A 15,037-nucleotide genomic window follows, 5' to 3' on the forward strand; every position below is an offset into this window, starting at 1 on the left:
CGGCGGGGGACTCCTCTTTGTTCGGCCTGCTTCCTACATTGCGCGGGAGCGTATTGCGTCGAGGAGGGCAGGACATGGCCGATCGTCCGCGGGATCTCGCCGAGCGGATGGCGCGCCGGCGCAAGATGGGCGGCAAGCCCGGCCAAATGGCCGGCGACGGCTATCTGCGCGAGACCTTCACGCTGCCGCGCGCGGCGGCGCGGGAGAGGGCGCAGGCTTTCTTCGCCCGCTACCCCAAGGCCGGCTATATGAGCGCGGTCGAGCACTGGCGCGAGCTGCCCGGCGGCGACATCGAATTCACGATGCGGCGGCTGCCCAGCGCGGACTAGGACCGGTCCCTATTCGAAGGTTTCGGATGTGATGCGGATCCGGAACACGGGCTCCTTGGCCTCGTCCAGCAGCTCCATGTGCCATTCGGAATTTTCCTGGAGTTTGCGGGCGATGCCGGCGGCCATGTCGGCGCAGACGCTGGTCATCTCCTTCCAGGCCGAATCGCGATCGGCAAATTCCGACGCCTGGTCGGCACAGCCGGAATAGCGGCCGTTCCGGATTCGAAAGAAGTAGAGCGGCATGGTTCGCACCGATCGCGCGTAATGGCTCCGTCCCCACGGCCATAATCGCGGGCAGTCCATTCCCAAACCACCGGCAGATCAATTCCGGGCGGCTACGGAATAGCCCCCATGGACGCCGCTGCGCCCGGCACAAGCCATGCTGCTCTCTGCAGGCCATCGCGGCTGCGGCGCGCAGGCGCCAGGCCGCCGACGATCTCAGGCCGGCCGCTTAGGCCGTCTCGCGCCCGATCGCCTTCAGCTCCCGATCGATGCGCAGTTGCACCCGCCGGATCGCCAAGAGATCGATCTTGGTCTCGGTCCTGCCGGTCTTGATCTGCTCGCCGATCCGGAACTGCCACTGCCAGATACCGGGAATTGCCGTCTTGGCGACGGTGAACTCGACGCCCCTGTGATTCATGGCCGTCTCCCACGATTCACTTCCATCATTGCAAACATGCTGGGCGGCATAATATTCCAAGGGAAGCGAAATCTGTCAGGAAGCCCCGGATAGCTCACGGCTATCTCGCAAACGCACGCGCTCCGAAACATGCGAAATCGAAACTCGAAAGACGCCGGCGGCGCGAGACACGTCCCCGTGGTTCTCCGACCAAGAACAGAGTTCCTGGACCGGGCAATGGCGCCTTCCGGCGCGCGGCGGCATGTGCCTTGCTTGGCCCGATGACGGTCAACAACATGGGCGCGTCATGCCGGGCATTCCCCGCCGCTATTCTCATTTCGTGTTCGGAATCATCCAGTCCGGACTGACCTCGCTGATCGCCGCGGGCATCGCCAGCTTTCCCGCAGGGAGCGCGCTGGACTTCCTCGCGCACTGGCTGGTGTCGTGGCTGATCGCATGGGCGGCGATGCTGCCGATCGTGCTGCTCGCGGCGCCGGCGATCCGCGCCTTCTCGCTGCGCCTGACGCAGGAGGAGGATGGTTCGCAAACCGGCCGGCCGGCATGAAAATCGGCATGAAAAAAACCCCGCCTGGGGAGAGCCAAGCGGGGAGAAGGTTATTGGAGGCTGAGGTGCTGGGCTGCAACACCGTAGCCGGACGACCCTAGCCGGCTCGGCTTACGACAGCCTGACAAGGCTCGACAGCAGCAGCGAAAGTTGGAGGTCGGAGGCCGCAGACTGGCCCCGCACCGGTCCCAATTTCGACATCCGTTCGCACAACTCAGGACACAACCGCAGGCGAGATTTCGCAGCGACGGTGCTGCCGTGGGGGAAACGTGGCGCGCCGGCAACGGGGTGGCATCATGGACAACGTAGAGCGGTCATTCGCCGCCGCGACGGCGGCTGGCTTTGTCGTGCTGGTGATCGGCATTGGGTTGCTGGTTCTGCTGTAGGAGGTGTGGGGGCCGGGAGACGGCTCCGGGGTGGAAAGGCCCATGCGCGCCTTTCAAAAACACGAAAACAACCCCATGCACAGTAGCCCGCCCTTGTTAAATCAATTGGTTATTGGTGGTATCGGCGGTCGATCCGGTACCGTCGCCAGCCGGCGGCCTTAGTGAACCTTGATCGCGTCCAGCGGCAAACGGAGCTCGGCGGCACGCTCTTCGCGGTCCTTCTTGCGGAACTCGTTTTCCTTGCGCTCGAACTTGCTCATCTCCTCCTGCGCGGCCTCCAGCAGCGGATTGCGCCGGGTCGTATCGTGATGCGTATTTTCCGTCATGACAGAAGTCCCCAGAGTTGCGGTCCGATCCAAGAGAAGGCCGCAGACCGCGAAAGGTTCGGTGCCTCAGGATTACGGAATTCTGACGGCGCGCAGCTCAACCGTCCTTGATGCACGTCATGGCCCCAAAATCTGCAAAAGAACATATTGCGAACCTAGAACAAATAGGGTACATTGGTTTTATCGCCGCGCCGCCTCGCCAATCGTTTGTCCCTCACGCGAATCCTCGTCATAAGGAGCACGACCCGATGTCCACCACTGCCCTGCGTATCGTCGAAGGATCCTCCATGGACAAGAGTAAAGCTCTCGCCGCCGCGCTCTCCCAGATCGAGCGTCAGTTCGGCAAGGGCTCGGTGATGAAGCTCGGCAAGAACGACCGTTCGATGGATGTCGAGGCGGTCTCGTCGGGCTCGTTGGGGCTCGATATCGCGCTCGGGATCGGCGGCCTGCCGAAGGGGCGCGTCGTGGAAATCTACGGGCCGGAATCGTCGGGCAAGACCACGCTGGCGCTGCACACGGTGGCGGAAGGGCAGAAGAAGGGCGGCATCTGCGCCTTCATCGACGCCGAACACGCGCTCGACCCGGTCTATGCGCGCAAGCTGGGCGTGAACATCGACGAGCTCCTGATCTCCCAGCCGGACACCGGCGAGCAGGCGCTGGAAATCTGCGACACGCTGGTGCGCTCCGGCGCGGTCGACGTGCTGGTGATCGATTCGGTCGCGGCGCTGGTGCCGAAGGCCGAGCTCGAGGGCGAGATGGGCGATGCGCTGCCGGGTCTGCAGGCTCGTCTGATGAGCCAGGCGCTGCGCAAGCTGACGGCCTCCATCAATAAATCCAACACCATGGTGATCTTCATCAACCAGATCCGCATGAAGATCGGTGTGATGTACGGCTCGCCGGAGACCACCACCGGCGGCAACGCGCTGAAATTCTATGCCTCCGTCCGCCTCGACATCCGCCGCATCGGCGCGATCAAGGAGCGCGACGAGGTGGTCGGCAACACCACCCGCGTCAAGGTGGTGAAGAACAAGCTGGCGCCGCCGTTCAAGCAGGTCGAGTTCGACATCATGTACGGCGAGGGCGTCTCGAAGATGGGCGAGATCCTCGATCTCGGCGTCAAGGCCGGCATCGTCGAGAAATCCGGCGCATGGTTCTCCTATGACAGCCAGCGTCTTGGCCAAGGCCGCGAGAATTCGAAGGCGTTCCTGAAGGCCAACCCCGACATCACCGCCAAGATCGAGACCTCGATCCGTCAGAACTCCGGCCTGATCGCCGAGCAGATTCTCGCCGGCAGTCCCGAGCGTGATGCCGACGGCGAGGAGCCGGGCGACGAGTAAGCCTAAACGCGGCGAGTATTTCGCGAGGAGCGGGCGCTGAGGACGTTGAGTTGCCGACGTCTTCGGCGCCTGTTTCGTTTTGCGTGGGGTGAGCGGGGCCATGAAGAACCTGATCCTGACCAGTTCCTCCGGTCTTAGTCTCACAACCCGATCAAACATTGGGGGGGCGGGACTGAATTGACCAACGAGCGGCTCTGGCGATGGGATCGCGAGACGCGGTCGCTGGTCAAGCCCTGACATGCATCCAGAGTGCAGGGGTCGGTAGGGTGGGCAAAGGCGCGCAAGTGCCGTGCCCACCATATCTCAACTCAGACCAAGGAGGTGGGCACGCTTCCGCCTTCGCTCTTCGAGCTACGGCGGACGAGTCGCTTTGCCCACCCTACGAAACCTCCGTCGGGTCCTACTCCGCTGCTTCCGCGTAATCGCTCACCGGCGGGCAGGAGCACACCAGGTTGCGGTCGCCATAGACGTTGTCGACGCGCCCGACCGGGGACCAGTATTTGTCGGTGCGCGAGGTGCCCGCGGGGAAGCAGCCCTCGGCCCGGGTGTAGGCGCGCTTCCATTCGTCATCCGCGATGTCGTGCACGGTGTGCGGGGCGTGGCGCAGCGGCGACGCCTCGATCTTGAAGCGGCCGGCCTCGACCTCGGCGATTTCCTTCCGGATCGCGATCATGGCGTCGCAGAAGCGATCCAGCTCCGCCTTGGATTCCGATTCGGTCGGCTCGATCATCAGCGTGCCCGGTACCGGGAAGCTCATGGTGGGCGCATGGAAGCCGTAATCGATCAGGCGCTTGGCGATGTCGTCCACGGTAACCCCGCTGGTCGTCTTCAGCGCGCGGGGATCGACGATGCACTCATGCGCGACGCGGCCCTTTTCGTTCTTGTAGAGCACCGGGAAGTGCGCATCGAGCCGTGCGGCGACGTAGTTAGCGTTGAGGATCGCGATCTCGGTGGCGCGCTTGAGGCCTTCGCCGCCCATCATCAGGATGTAGATGTAGGAGATGGTCAGGATCGAAGCCGAGCCGAACGGCGCCGCCGAGACCGGTCCCACAGGCGCGTTCCCGTCCGTCGCGGGATGGCCGGGGAGGAATGGCGCGAGGTGCGCCTTGACGCCGATCGGGCCCATGCCGGGGCCGCCGCCACCATGCGGGATGCAGAAGGTCTTGTGCAGGTTGAGATGGCTGACGTCGGCGCCGTAATCGCCGGGCCGGGACAAGCCGACCTGCGCGTTGAGGTTGGCGCCGTCGAGATAGACCTGGCCGCCATGGCCGTGCACGATGTCGCAGATCTCGCGGATGTGCTCCTCGAACACGCCATGCGTCGAGGGATAGGTGATCATGACCGCGGCGAGATCGTTGGAATGTTTCTCCGCCTTGGCGCGGAGATCGTTGACGTCGACGTCGCCGTTCTTCTCACAGGCGACCACCACCACGTCCATGCCGACCATCGCGGCCGAGGCCGGATTGGTGCCGTGGGCGGAGGAGGGGATCAGGCAGATCTTGCGATGCGTCTCGCCGCGCGCCGCGTGATAGCCGCGGATGGCCAAAAGTCCGGCATATTCTCCTTGCGCGCCCGAATTTGGCTGCAGCGAGATCGCGTCATAGCCGGTGATGTCGCACAGCCATTTTTCCAGGCGCGCGAACAGCGCGTGATAGCCGCGGGCCTGCTCGCGCGGGGCGAAAGGATGCAACGAGCCGAACTCGGGCCAGGTCAGCGGCATCATCTCGGTGGTCGCGTTCAGCTTCATGGTGCACGAGCCGAGCGGAATCATCGCGCGGTCGAGCGCGAGGTCGCGGTCGCTGAGCTTGCGCATGTAGCGCAGCATCTCGGTCTCCGAGCGATGCGCATGGAAGACCGGGTGGGTGAGGAAGGAGGTACCGCGCTTGAGTGCTTCCGGCAGCGCCTCACGCGTGGTGGCGTCGATCTCGGCATAGGCAAGCTGGCCGCCGAAGGCGCGCCAGACCGCTTCCACCGTCGCGGGCGTCGTGGTCTCGTCGAGCGCGATGCGCAAGACTTCGTCGCCAACGCCGAGATTGATCTTCTCGGCTGCCGCGCGCGCGACGATCTCGGCACGCTTCGCACCGGCATCGACGCTGAGCGTGTCGAAGAAGTTTTCGCTTCTCAGCGTAAAGCCGAGCTTGCGCAGGCCCGCGGCCAGCACCGCCGTGCGGCGATGCACATTGCGTGCGATCTGCGAAAGCCCTTCGGGGCCGTGATAGACCGCATACATCGAGGCAATCACGGCGAGTAGCACCTGCGCGGTGCAGATGTTGGAGGTCGCCTTCTCGCGGCGGATGTGCTGCTCGCGGGTCTGCAGCGCGAGGCGATAGGCCGGCATCCCGCGCGAGTCCACGGAGAGGCCGACGATGCGGCCGGGCAGCGAACGCTTCAGCGCATCGCGCACCGCCATATAGGCGGCGTGCGGCCCGCCATAACCCATCGGCACGCCAAAACGTTGCGCCGAGCCGATGGCGATGTCCGCGCCGAGTTCGCCGGGCGAGGCGAGCAGCGTCAGTGCAAGGAGATCGGCTGCAATGATCGCGAGTGCGCCCTTGGCCTTCAGGCTCGCGATCGCGGGCCTGAGGTCACGTACGGCGCCTGAACTGCCCGGATATTGCAGCAGCGCGCCAAGCACGTCCGTCTTGTCGAGATCGGTGAGGGGATCGCCGACGACGAGGGTCCAGCCCAGGGGCTCCGCGCGGGTGCGCATCACGGCGAGCGTCTGCGGATGCACGTCCTTGTCGACGAAGAAGGCCTTTGCTTCGACCCGCGAGTGCCGCTCCGCGAGCGCCATGGCTTCGGCGGCAGCGGTCGCCTCGTCGAGCAGCGAAGCGTTGGCGACGTCGAGCCCGGTGAGATCGCAGATCATGGTCTGGAAGTTGAGCAGCGCCTCGAGCCGGCCCTGGCTGATCTCGGGCTGGTAGGGCGTGTAGGCCGTGTACCAGGCCGGGTTCTCCAGAATGTTGCGCTGGATCACCGCAGGCAAGATCGTGCCGGAATAGCCCTGGCCGATCAGCGAGGTGAAGACCTGGTTCTGGGCGGCGAGCTCGCCCATATGCGCGATCGCCTCGGTCTCGCTGAGCGGCTTGCCGAGATCGAGCGGGGCGGCCTGCCGGATCGACGCCGGCAGCGTCTGCGCCATCAGCGCGTCGACGCTGTTCGCGCCGACGGCCTCGAGCATCGCGGTGACGTCGCGTGCCGAGGGGCCGATGTGGCGGCGTACGAAGCTCGTGGTATCGCCGTTGGATTTGCGGTGCGCGGTCATCATGGGTCCTCGCTTTAGATGTTCTTGTCGTGCCCCGCGCAGGCGGGGCACCCAGTAAACGCAGCCGGTCGCGATAGAGCCGAGAAGCCGCGGCGTACTGGATCACCCGCCTTCGCGGGTGATGACACCGAGTATCCGGCGGCTGCTTGCCTCATATCCTCACGCCGTATGTGCCTTATACGCAGCCTCATCCATGAGGCCGCCGAGCTCGCTCTTGTCGGCAATCTTGATCTTGAAGAACCAGGCCGCGCCTTGCGCATCCGAGTTCACCAGCGCGGGCTCGGCGGTGAGCGCAGCGTTATTCTCGAGCACTTCGCCCGTAACGGGCGCGTAGACGTCCGATGCGGCCTTCACCGATTCCACGACGGCGGCGGCTTCGGTCTTCTTCAGCGTGCGGCCGACCTTGGGCAATTCGACGAATACGACGTCGCCGAGCTGCGATTGCGCGTAGTCGGTGATGCCGACGGTGGCGACATCGCCGTCGATCGCGAGCCATTCGTGGTCGGAGGTGTAGAGCGTCGTGGTCATTTTCTCAGTCCTCAGCGTTTGTAGGTGTTTTTCACGAAGGGCATGGCGGCGATTTGCACGGCCAGGCGTTGGCCGCGCACTTCGGCGAACAGCTTTGTGTCGATCGCGCTCGATGCGACGGGCACATAGCCCATCGCGACCGGCGCATTCAGGCTGGGGCCGAAACCACCCGAGGTGACCTTTCCGATCGGCTCGCCGGAGGTCGCGTCCGCAAACAGCAGCGCGCCTTCGCGCACCGGCGCGCGGCCCTCGGTGCGCAGGCCGACGCGGCGGCGGGATGCGCCGCGGTCGAAATGGGCCAGAATCTTTTCCGCGCCGGGGAAGCCGCCGGCGCGCGCGCCACCGCTGCGGCGGCTCTTCTGCACCGACCATTCCAGTGCGGCCTCGACCGGCGTGGTTTCGATGTCGATGTCGTGGCCGTAGAGGCAGAGCCCGGCCTCGAGCCGCAGGCTGTCACGGGCCCCTAAGCCGATTGGCATCACATCAGGGTTTTCCAGCAGCGTCTTGGCGAGGCGCTCCGCATCGCCGGCAGGAACCGAAATCTCGAACCCGTCCTCGCCGGTGTAGCCGGACCGCGAGACGAAGCAGTCGAGGTCGGCAACCCGGTGCGGGCCGGAATCCATGAACTTCATGGCAGGTGCTTCTGCACATAATTTCGCCAGCGCCGATTCCGCCTTCGGCCCCTGCAGCGCGATCAGCGCGCGGTCGGCAAGCTGCTCGATGACGCAATCGTCTGAGAGATTCGCGCGCAGATGCGCCTCGTCCTCGGCCTTGCAGGCGGCGTTGACGACCAGGAAGAGGTGATCGCCGAAATTGGCGACCATCAGATCGTCCAGAATCCCGCCGTCGGCATTGGTGAACTGGGCGTAGCGCTGCCGGCCCGGCGCAATCGCGACGATGTCCTGCGGCACCAGCCGTTCCAGCGCGCGGGCGGCGTCCTCGACCTTGCCGGATTTCGGCCTGAGTGCGATCTGGCCCATGTGGGAGACGTCGAACAGGCCGGCTGCGTTGCGGGTATGAAGGTGCTCCTTCAGGACTCCGGCCGGATATTGCACCGGCATGTCATAGCCCGCGAACGGCACCATCTTGCCGCCGAGCGAGACATGGAGCCCGTGAAGGGGCGTCTGTTTAAGTGAATCTTGGTCGTCACGCGCAAGCATCGGGGGGCCCTCGGCGGTTCCCCGGGAACGATTTCCCGTGGACACCAGTCGAAGCCCCATCTGTCGCTGTGCCTGAGAGTATTATCCCGTCGGCGGACGCAATCCGGACCTAAGTCCGTCGGCGCCTCTTTCCAGATGCTGTCAAAGCCACGCGGTCCGTTTGCCTGAGAGTTTCCGGGGCGGTTGCTCCTTCGGCGCCGGCTACCAGTGCCGGTCTCTCCCGACGTGGCCGTACGATACAGATGGGTAAAGACCACAGGCCGACCAAGCCTGTCAACGCGGGCCTTGCGGCTTTCAACGGGATTACGCGACTGCGGCAACGCTTTGATCTCTCTGCACAGTTTCTGGACAGCGAAGCTGGCCTTGTCTAAAAGCGCTTTGGCCCGCAGATATCACCCCAAACTCGCGGTTTGGATGGCTGGGAAGCGGGCCCAAGCACACCCGATTGGATGAACATGAGCGGCGTCAACGAGATCAGGTCGACCTTTCTGAACTTCTTTGCCGAGAACGGCCACGAGATCGTGTCGTCCTCGCCATTGGTGCCGCGCAACGATCCGACGTTGATGTTCACCAATGCCGGCATGGTGCAGTTCAAGAACGTCTTCACCGGCGTCGAGAAGCGGCCCTATCAGCGCGCCACCACCTCGCAGAAATGCGTGCGCGCCGGCGGCAAGCACAACGACCTCGACAATGTCGGCTACACCGCGCGCCATCTCACCTTCTTCGAGATGCTCGGCAACTTCTCGTTCGGCGACTATTTCAAGGAGCGCGCGATCGAGCTGGCCTGGACGCTGATCACCAAGGAATACGGGCTCAAGAAGGACAAGCTGCTCGTCACGGTCTACCACACGGACGACGAGGCGGCCGGACTGTGGAAGAAGATCGCCGGCTTCTCCGACGACCGTATCATCCGCATCCCGACCTCGGACAATTTCTGGGCGATGGGCGACACCGGCCCGTGCGGCCCGTGCTCGGAGATCTTCATCGATCGCGGCGAGCACATCTGGGGCGGACCGCCGGGCTCTCCGGAGGAGGACGGCGACCGCTTCCTCGAATTCTGGAATCTCGTTTTCATGCAGTACGAGCAGGTGACGAAGGAGGAGCGCGTGGCGCTGCCGCGTCCCTCAATCGACACCGGCATGGGCCTTGAGCGCATGGCCAGCATCATGCAGGGCGTCGACAGCGTGTTCGAGACCGACCTGTTCCGTCATCTGATCGATGCGACCGCGTCCGCTCTCGGAAGCGGACCGGACGAGAAGACCGTGGCCTCGTTCCGCGTCATCGCCGACCATCTGCGTTCGTCGGCTTTCCTCGTCGCCGACGGCGTGCTGCCCTCGAACGAGGGCCGCGGCTATGTGCTGCGCCGGATCATGCGCCGCGCGATGCGCCATGCGCAGCTTCTCGGCGCGCAAGAGCCGCTGATGCATCGGCTGGTCTGGGCGCTGGTGCGCGAGATGGGCCAGGCCTATCCCGATCTGATGCGCGCGGAAAATTTGATCGAGGAAACGCTGCGGCTGGAAGAGACCCGCTTCCGCAAGACGCTGACGCGCGGCCTCGCCATTCTCGACGAGAAGAGCGCTTCCTTAAAGAAGGGCGACATGTTCGACGGCGACGTCGCCTTCACGCTGTACGACACCTACGGCTTCCCGCTCGACCTGACGCAGGACGCGCTGAAGTCGCGCGGCATCAGCGTCGATCAGGCTTCCTTCACCGACGCGATGGAGCGTCAGAAGGCCAAGGCGCGCGCGTCCTGGGCCGGCTCCGGCGAGGCGGCTTCGGAAGCGATCTGGTTTCCGCTGCGCGAGAAGCTCGGGGCCACCGAATTTTTGGGCTACGAAACCGAGAGCGCGGAGGGCGTGGTCTCCGCGCTGGTCAAGGACGGCAAGGAAACCGACCGCCTCAAGGCGGGCGATACCGGCGCGCTGCTGCTGAACCAGACGCCGTTCTACGCGGAGTCCGGCGGCCAGGTCGGCGACACCGGCCTATTGACCGGCGAGGGCGGCATCAAATTCCGCGTCACCGACACGCAGAAGAAGCTCGGCGATCTCTTCGTTCATGTCGGCACGGTGGAGAGTGGCGAGCTGAAGCTCGGCACCGCGCTGCAACTCGAGGTCGATCACGGCAGGCGCTCGTCGATCCGCGCGCATCACTCGGCCACGCATCTCATTCACGAGGCGCTGCGTCAGGTGCTCGGCGACCACATCGCCCAGCGCGGCTCGATGGTCGCGCCGGATCGCCTGCGTTTCGACTTCGTGCATCCGAAGCCGATCAGCGCGGAAGAGCTCGCGCGCGTCGAGGACATCGCCAACAACGTGGTGCTGGAGAATGACGAAGTCTCGACCCGTGTCATGGGCGTGGACGAGGCCCGTGAGGCCGGCGCGCGTGCGCTGTTCGGCGAGAAATATGGCGACGAGGTTCGCGTCGTCTCGATGGGCCGGACCGCGCGCGAGCGCGGCGCCAACGCGCTCGGCTGGTCGGTCGAACTGTGCGGCGGCACCCATGTCAGGCGCACCGGCGACATCGGGCTGATCACGCTGACGGGCGAGAGCGCCGTCGCCTCCGGCGTGCGCCGCATCGAAGCCTTAACCGGCAACTACGCGCGAAAACACGCCAACGACACCATGGCGCTGGCGAAGACCGCGGCCCACGAGCTGCGCACCTCGATCGACGACGTGCCGGCGCGCATTGCCGCGCTGATGGAGGAGCGCAAGAAGCTCGAGCGCGAACTCTCCGACGCCCGCAAGAAGCTCGCGATGGGCGGCGGCGCTGCTGCCAGCAATGGCGCAGCGAGCGGCGTGCGCGAGGTCGGCGACGTCAAGCTGATGGCGCGCGCGGTCGAGGGCATCGAGATGAAGGACCTCAAGAGCCTTGCCGACGACGGCAAGAAGCAGATCGGCTCCGGCGTCGTCGCCATCGTCGGCGTCACCGAGGATGGCAAGGCCGGCGTCGTGGTCGGCGTCACCGCCGATCTCACCTCGCGTTTCAATGCGGTCAATCTGGTGAAGGTCGCCTCCGAAGCCCTCGGCGGCAAGGGCGGCGGCGGCCGTCCCGACATGGCGCAGGCCGGCGGCCCCGATGGCGCGAATGCGGCCGCGGCGCTCACGGCGATCGAAAAAGCCATGACTGAACAAAAATCGGCCGGCGCGTAAGCAGGTGCGCCCCGTTCCGCGAGGACGTGGCTCAACCGATCCCAATCTGAGGGATCGCCTCTACGAATTGCTGGAGCACGATCCGCTGGCCTATTCGGTCGGGTCGCGCTTCATCCAGCTGATCATCGGCGTCATCGTGCTCGACGTGGTCGCGATGATCCTTGCCTCGGTGCCGGAGCTGGACGCGCAGCTCGGCATGCTGTTTTCGGCGATCACCATCCTGTCCGTGATCGTGTTCGCGCTGGAATATGCCGCGCGGCTGTGGACCGTGGCGGGCCACACCCAGCGCACGGCGTCCGCGCTGTCGGACCGGCTCGGCTATGTCTTCTCCGCACTCGGCATCATCGATCTCCTCGCGTTCCTGCCGGCTGCGATCGTGCTCGCCACGGGCCGGCATGCGACGCTGGCAGCCCTCGGCGTGCTGCCGTTCTTCAAGCTGGTGCGCTACTCGCCCGCGATGCGCTCGCTGCTCGCCGCCGTCCATGCCGAGCGGCGGGCGCTGATCGGCTGCATCGTCATCCTGATCGGCGCGGTTCTGACGTTTGCCTCGCTGCTCTACGCCATCGAGCGCGACGTGCAGCCGGACAAGCTCGGCACCATCCCGCAGGCGATGTGGTGGGCGATCGTGACGCTCGGCACCGTCGGCTACGGCGACGTCGTGCCGGTGACGGCGCTCGGAAAGTTCATCTCCGTCTTCACCATCATCAGCGGATTTGCGATGATCGCGCTGCCGGTCGCGATCATCTCAACGGCCTTTGCGGAAGAGGTGAAGCGGCGCGATTTCGTGGTCACCTGGGGCATGCTGGCGCGGGTGCCGCTGTTCTCGCATCTCAGCGCATCCGAGATCGCCGACATCATGCGGCTGCTGCGCGCACGCACCATCGAGCAGGGGGAAATCCTGGTGCGGCGTGGCGATGCGGCTTCGTCGATGTATTTCATCACCGCCGGCGAGGTCGAGATCACGCTGCCAAACCAGCAGGTGCGGCTCGCGGATGGCACCTTCTTCGGCGAGATCGCGCTGCTGCACAAAACAAAACGCAGCGGCACGGTGACGGCGACGCGCAAGACCCGGCTGCTGGTGCTCGACGCCCAGGACTTTCACGCCCTGATCGAGCGCATGCCGACGCTCGCCGCGCATGTCCACAAGACGGCGAAGGCCCGGCTGGAGGGCAGCGGCGACCTTGCGGTGGCGGAGCTGGCGCAAGCGGAGCGCGAAGGCACCGACCGCTGAGTGCTCAGCCCTTCTTCAGGAAAACATACTCGGCCGAATAGGGCGCGCTCTTGAAATCGCCGGCCTTGTCGCAAGAACCCTCAAGCTTACCGCCATGGGTGTTGATGCGCTGAACCGTGGTAACGGGCGTGAGGACGCCGCTGCCGCGGTGGGCGGTCACTTCCAGCTTCAGCCAGGCGATGTCGTTCGCGGTCGTGCCCGGCGCGTTGCCGATGGCCTTGCCGACCACGGCGCTGCCGTCGGCATGCTCCCAGTTCGGCCCGGCATAGTGACGGCCAACCGTCTTGCCCTCGGCGAGCAGCGTCGCGATCGGCTCGCGAAAGGCCCAGGCGAGCTTGCCGTCGGTGCCGGCCTTGCACTCATAGACCTGCGCGCCCTCGGCGTGGACGCTGAGCACGACAGTCTCGCCTGGAGCTGCGATGGCGTCGGGAAGCGGGTCGGCGGCCAAAGCCGGTCCAGCGAGCAGCAACAGGCAGGGGACGGCAAGCTTGATTGACATGGTCGCATCTCCGCGCAAGGTCTCAAAAAGGAACGGGCCGCGCTTGCGACGCGGCCCGTGATGATGTCCGACCGCAGTCGGGCGAAATTGCGGATGGCAGCTTACGCCGCCAGCGCCTTCCCGAGGTTCTCGGCGACCTTGTCGAGGAAGCCGGTGGTCGAGAGCCAGCGCTGGTCGGCGCCGACCAGGAGCGCGAGGTCCTTGGTCATGTAGCCTTCCTCGACGGTGTCGACGCAGACCTTCTCCAGGGTGTTCGCGAACTTGGCGAGCTCGGCATTGTTGTCGAGCTTGGCGCGGTGCGACAGGCCGCGGGTCCAGGCGAAAATCGACGCGATCGAGTTGGTCGAGGTCTCCTTGCCCTTCTGGTGCTCGCGGTAGTGGCGGGTCACCGTGCCGTGGGCGGCTTCGGCTTCCACCGTCTTGCCGTCGGGGGTGAGCAGCACCGAGGTCATCAGGCCGAGCGAGCCGTAGCCCTGCGCCACCGTGTCGGACTGCACGTCGCCGTCGTAGTTCTTGCAGGCCCAGACATAGCCGCCGGACCATTTCAGCGCCGAGGCCACCATGTCGTCGATCAGGCGGTGCTCGTAGGTCAGGCCCTTGGCCTCGAATTCCTTCTTGAACTCGCGGTCGTAGATGTCCTGGAAGATGTCCTTGAAGCGGCCGTCATAGACCTTGAGGATCGTGTTCTTGGTCGAGAGATAGACCGGGTAGTTGCGCAGCAGGCCGTAATTGAGCGAGGCGCGGGCGAAGTCGATGATGGAATCGTCGAGATTGTACATCTGCATGGCGACGCCTGCGCCGGGCGTCTTGAACACTTCCTTCTCGATCACGGTGCCGTCCTCGCCGACGAACTTCATCGTCAGCGTGCCCTTGCCCGGGAACTTGATGTCGGTGGCGCGGTACTGGTCGCCATAAGCGTGGCGGCCGATGATGATCGGCTTGCTCCAGCCGGGAACCAGGCGCGGCACGTTCTTGCAGATGATCGGCTCGCGGAAGATCACGCCGCCGAGGATGTTGCGGATGGTGCCGTTCGGCGACTTCCACATCTGCTTGAGGTTGAACTCCTTCACCCGGGCCTCGTCCGGGGTGATGGTGGCGCACTTGACGCCGACGCCGACCTTCTTGATGGCCTCGGCGGCGTCGATGGTCACCTGATCGTTGGTGTGGTCGCGGTACTCCATTCCCAGGTCGAAATACTGCAGCTCGACATCCAGGAACGGGTTGATCAGCTTGTCCTTGATGTACTGCCAGATGATCCGGGTCATCTCGTCGCCATCGAGTTCGACGACGGGGTTGGACACCTTGATTTTTGCCATGATCGGGGAAGCCTCTTGGGAACGGCGCTTTTGGCGCGCCACGGGAATATCCGCCGCCTCTTAGCACCGGGACGCGGCCGGCGAAAGCCAAGGGATTATGCACTTTTAGCTCATCCAGCCTCCGCGGATGGGGGGCGGGAGCAGCCTTGCCGCGGGGCCGAGGCTGAGGTTTCAGGCGAGATTCAAAAGTCGAATTCAACCCGTTATTTCCCTTGAGAATTTCGTCAGGACAGGCAAACGACAGGCGGACGGGCAGCCGGCTCCTGGGGCGGCTTTGAATCAATTCCTGCGAGCGCCTCTCCAAGGCCTTGAGAACCAGTGTGAAAG

At 64.9% G+C, this 15,037-nt stretch carries 13 protein-coding genes and 1 riboswitch; of the genes, 5 read left to right on the forward strand and 8 right to left on the reverse strand.

Going from position 1 to position 15,037, the window contains the following annotated elements:
* Positions 1 to 74 precede the first annotated feature (74 nt).
* Positions 75 to 329 carry a hypothetical protein gene (locus tag C7G41_RS21680; protein WP_199198521.1) on the forward strand — a complete coding sequence of 85 codons (255 nt, stop codon included), beginning with the start codon at positions 75 to 77 and terminating at the stop codon, positions 327 to 329.
* A 9-nt stretch (positions 330 to 338) separates the two neighbouring features.
* Here the strand turns inward: C7G41_RS21680 and C7G41_RS21685 are convergent, their stop codons facing one another.
* Together C7G41_RS21685 and C7G41_RS21690 are read right to left on the reverse strand one after the other, a co-directional pair.
* Positions 339 to 572 (reverse strand): hypothetical protein, encoded by a 234-nt coding sequence (locus C7G41_RS21685; RefSeq protein WP_106944439.1) that lies wholly within the window; start codon positions 570 to 572, stop codon positions 339 to 341.
* A gap of 208 nt (positions 573 to 780) precedes the next feature.
* Entirely contained in the window at positions 781 to 969 is a 189-nt protein-coding gene (locus C7G41_RS21690) for a hypothetical protein (RefSeq protein ID WP_106944440.1), read from the reverse strand.
* A gap of 286 nt (positions 970 to 1,255) precedes the next feature.
* Here C7G41_RS21690 and C7G41_RS21695 point away from each other — a divergent pair, with 286 nt between their 5' ends.
* A complete protein-coding gene (locus tag C7G41_RS21695; RefSeq protein ID WP_199198522.1) occupies positions 1,256 to 1,513 on the forward strand; it encodes a DUF2798 domain-containing protein in 258 nt (85 codons plus the stop codon).
* 544 nt (positions 1,514 to 2,057) lie between these two features.
* On the opposite strand, the gene C7G41_RS21700 is transcribed toward C7G41_RS21695, so the two are convergent.
* The gene (locus C7G41_RS21700) at positions 2,058 to 2,225 is read right to left on the reverse strand and encodes a hypothetical protein (protein ID WP_199198523.1); all 168 of its coding nucleotides are present in this window, start codon (positions 2,223 to 2,225) and stop codon (positions 2,058 to 2,060) included.
* Between the two features lie 248 nt (positions 2,226 to 2,473).
* Here C7G41_RS21700 and recA point away from each other — a divergent pair, with 248 nt between their 5' ends.
* Positions 2,474 to 3,562: a recombinase RecA gene (gene recA / locus C7G41_RS21705; RefSeq protein ID WP_007602214.1), complete on the forward strand. Its 1,089-nt coding sequence runs from the start codon at positions 2,474 to 2,476 to the stop codon at positions 3,560 to 3,562.
* 400 nt (positions 3,563 to 3,962) lie between these two features.
* Here recA and gcvP read toward each other — a convergent pair whose 3' ends face one another.
* The 3 genes from gcvP to gcvT form a co-directional block, all read right to left on the reverse strand.
* Entirely contained in the window at positions 3,963 to 6,827 is a 2,865-nt protein-coding gene (gcvP, locus tag C7G41_RS21710; RefSeq protein ID WP_199198554.1) for an aminomethyl-transferring glycine dehydrogenase, read from the reverse strand.
* Between the two features lie 159 nt (positions 6,828 to 6,986).
* Positions 6,987 to 7,355, reverse strand: a complete 369-nt coding sequence (gene gcvH / locus C7G41_RS21715) for a glycine cleavage system protein GcvH (RefSeq protein WP_106944443.1) — start codon at positions 7,353 to 7,355, stop codon at positions 6,987 to 6,989.
* A gap of 11 nt (positions 7,356 to 7,366) precedes the next feature.
* Positions 7,367 to 8,515 (reverse strand): glycine cleavage system aminomethyltransferase GcvT, encoded by a 1,149-nt coding sequence (gene gcvT / locus C7G41_RS21720; protein WP_106944444.1) that lies wholly within the window; start codon positions 8,513 to 8,515, stop codon positions 7,367 to 7,369.
* A gap of 143 nt (positions 8,516 to 8,658) precedes the next feature.
* Positions 8,659 to 8,748, reverse strand: a riboswitch (glycine riboswitch).
* 222 nt (positions 8,749 to 8,970) lie between these two features.
* On the opposite strand from gcvT, the gene alaS reads away from it, so the two are divergent.
* Positions 8,971 to 11,664 (forward strand): alanine--tRNA ligase, encoded by a 2,694-nt coding sequence (gene alaS, locus C7G41_RS21725; RefSeq protein ID WP_199198524.1) that lies wholly within the window; start codon positions 8,971 to 8,973, stop codon positions 11,662 to 11,664.
* Between the two features lie 4 nt (positions 11,665 to 11,668).
* On the forward strand, positions 11,669 to 12,895 hold the full coding sequence (locus C7G41_RS21730) for a cyclic nucleotide-gated ion channel (protein ID WP_106944446.1): 1,227 nt from the start codon (positions 11,669 to 11,671) through the stop codon (positions 12,893 to 12,895).
* 4 nt (positions 12,896 to 12,899) lie between these two features.
* Here the strand turns inward: C7G41_RS21730 and C7G41_RS21735 are convergent, their stop codons facing one another.
* Entirely contained in the window at positions 12,900 to 13,394 is a 495-nt protein-coding gene (locus C7G41_RS21735) for a DUF3455 domain-containing protein (RefSeq protein WP_106944447.1), read from the reverse strand.
* Between the two features lie 101 nt (positions 13,395 to 13,495).
* The gene (locus C7G41_RS21740) at positions 13,496 to 14,710 is read right to left on the reverse strand and encodes an NADP-dependent isocitrate dehydrogenase (RefSeq protein WP_106944448.1); all 1,215 of its coding nucleotides are present in this window, start codon (positions 14,708 to 14,710) and stop codon (positions 13,496 to 13,498) included.
* Positions 14,711 to 15,037: the final 327 nt, after the last annotated feature.

The organism is Bradyrhizobium sp. MOS002, from assembly GCF_003020115.1.
Classification (GTDB): domain Bacteria; phylum Pseudomonadota; class Alphaproteobacteria; order Rhizobiales; family Xanthobacteraceae; genus Bradyrhizobium.

What these genes read in the sequence shown, in the direction of transcription:
- C7G41_RS21740 (WP_106944448.1), bottom strand. Translation starts at nt 14,710, where the DNA reads ATGGCAAAAATCAAGGTGTCCAACCCCGTCGTCGAACTCGATGGCGAC.
- C7G41_RS21700 (WP_199198523.1), bottom strand. Translation starts at nt 2,225, where the DNA reads ATGACGGAAAATACGCATCACGATACGACCCGGCGCAATCCGCTGCTG.
- C7G41_RS21695 (WP_199198522.1), top strand. Translation starts at nt 1,256, where the DNA reads ATGCCGGGCATTCCCCGCCGCTATTCTCATTTCGTGTTCGGAATCATC.
- C7G41_RS21690 (WP_106944440.1), bottom strand. Translation starts at nt 969, where the DNA reads ATGAATCACAGGGGCGTCGAGTTCACCGTCGCCAAGACGGCAATTCCC.
- recA (WP_007602214.1), top strand. Translation starts at nt 2,474, where the DNA reads ATGTCCACCACTGCCCTGCGTATCGTCGAAGGATCCTCCATGGACAAG.
- gcvH (WP_106944443.1), bottom strand. Translation starts at nt 7,355, where the DNA reads ATGACCACGACGCTCTACACCTCCGACCACGAATGGCTCGCGATCGAC.
- C7G41_RS21735 (WP_106944447.1), bottom strand. Translation starts at nt 13,394, where the DNA reads ATGTCAATCAAGCTTGCCGTCCCCTGCCTGTTGCTGCTCGCTGGACCG.
- gcvT (WP_106944444.1), bottom strand. Translation starts at nt 8,515, where the DNA reads ATGCTTGCGCGTGACGACCAAGATTCACTTAAACAGACGCCCCTTCAC.
- C7G41_RS21685 (WP_106944439.1), bottom strand. Translation starts at nt 572, where the DNA reads ATGCCGCTCTACTTCTTTCGAATCCGGAACGGCCGCTATTCCGGCTGT.
- alaS (WP_199198524.1), top strand. Translation starts at nt 8,971, where the DNA reads ATGAGCGGCGTCAACGAGATCAGGTCGACCTTTCTGAACTTCTTTGCC.
- C7G41_RS21680 (WP_199198521.1), top strand. Translation starts at nt 75, where the DNA reads ATGGCCGATCGTCCGCGGGATCTCGCCGAGCGGATGGCGCGCCGGCGC.
- gcvP (WP_199198554.1), bottom strand. Translation starts at nt 6,827, where the DNA reads ATGACCGCGCACCGCAAATCCAACGGCGATACCACGAGCTTCGTACGC.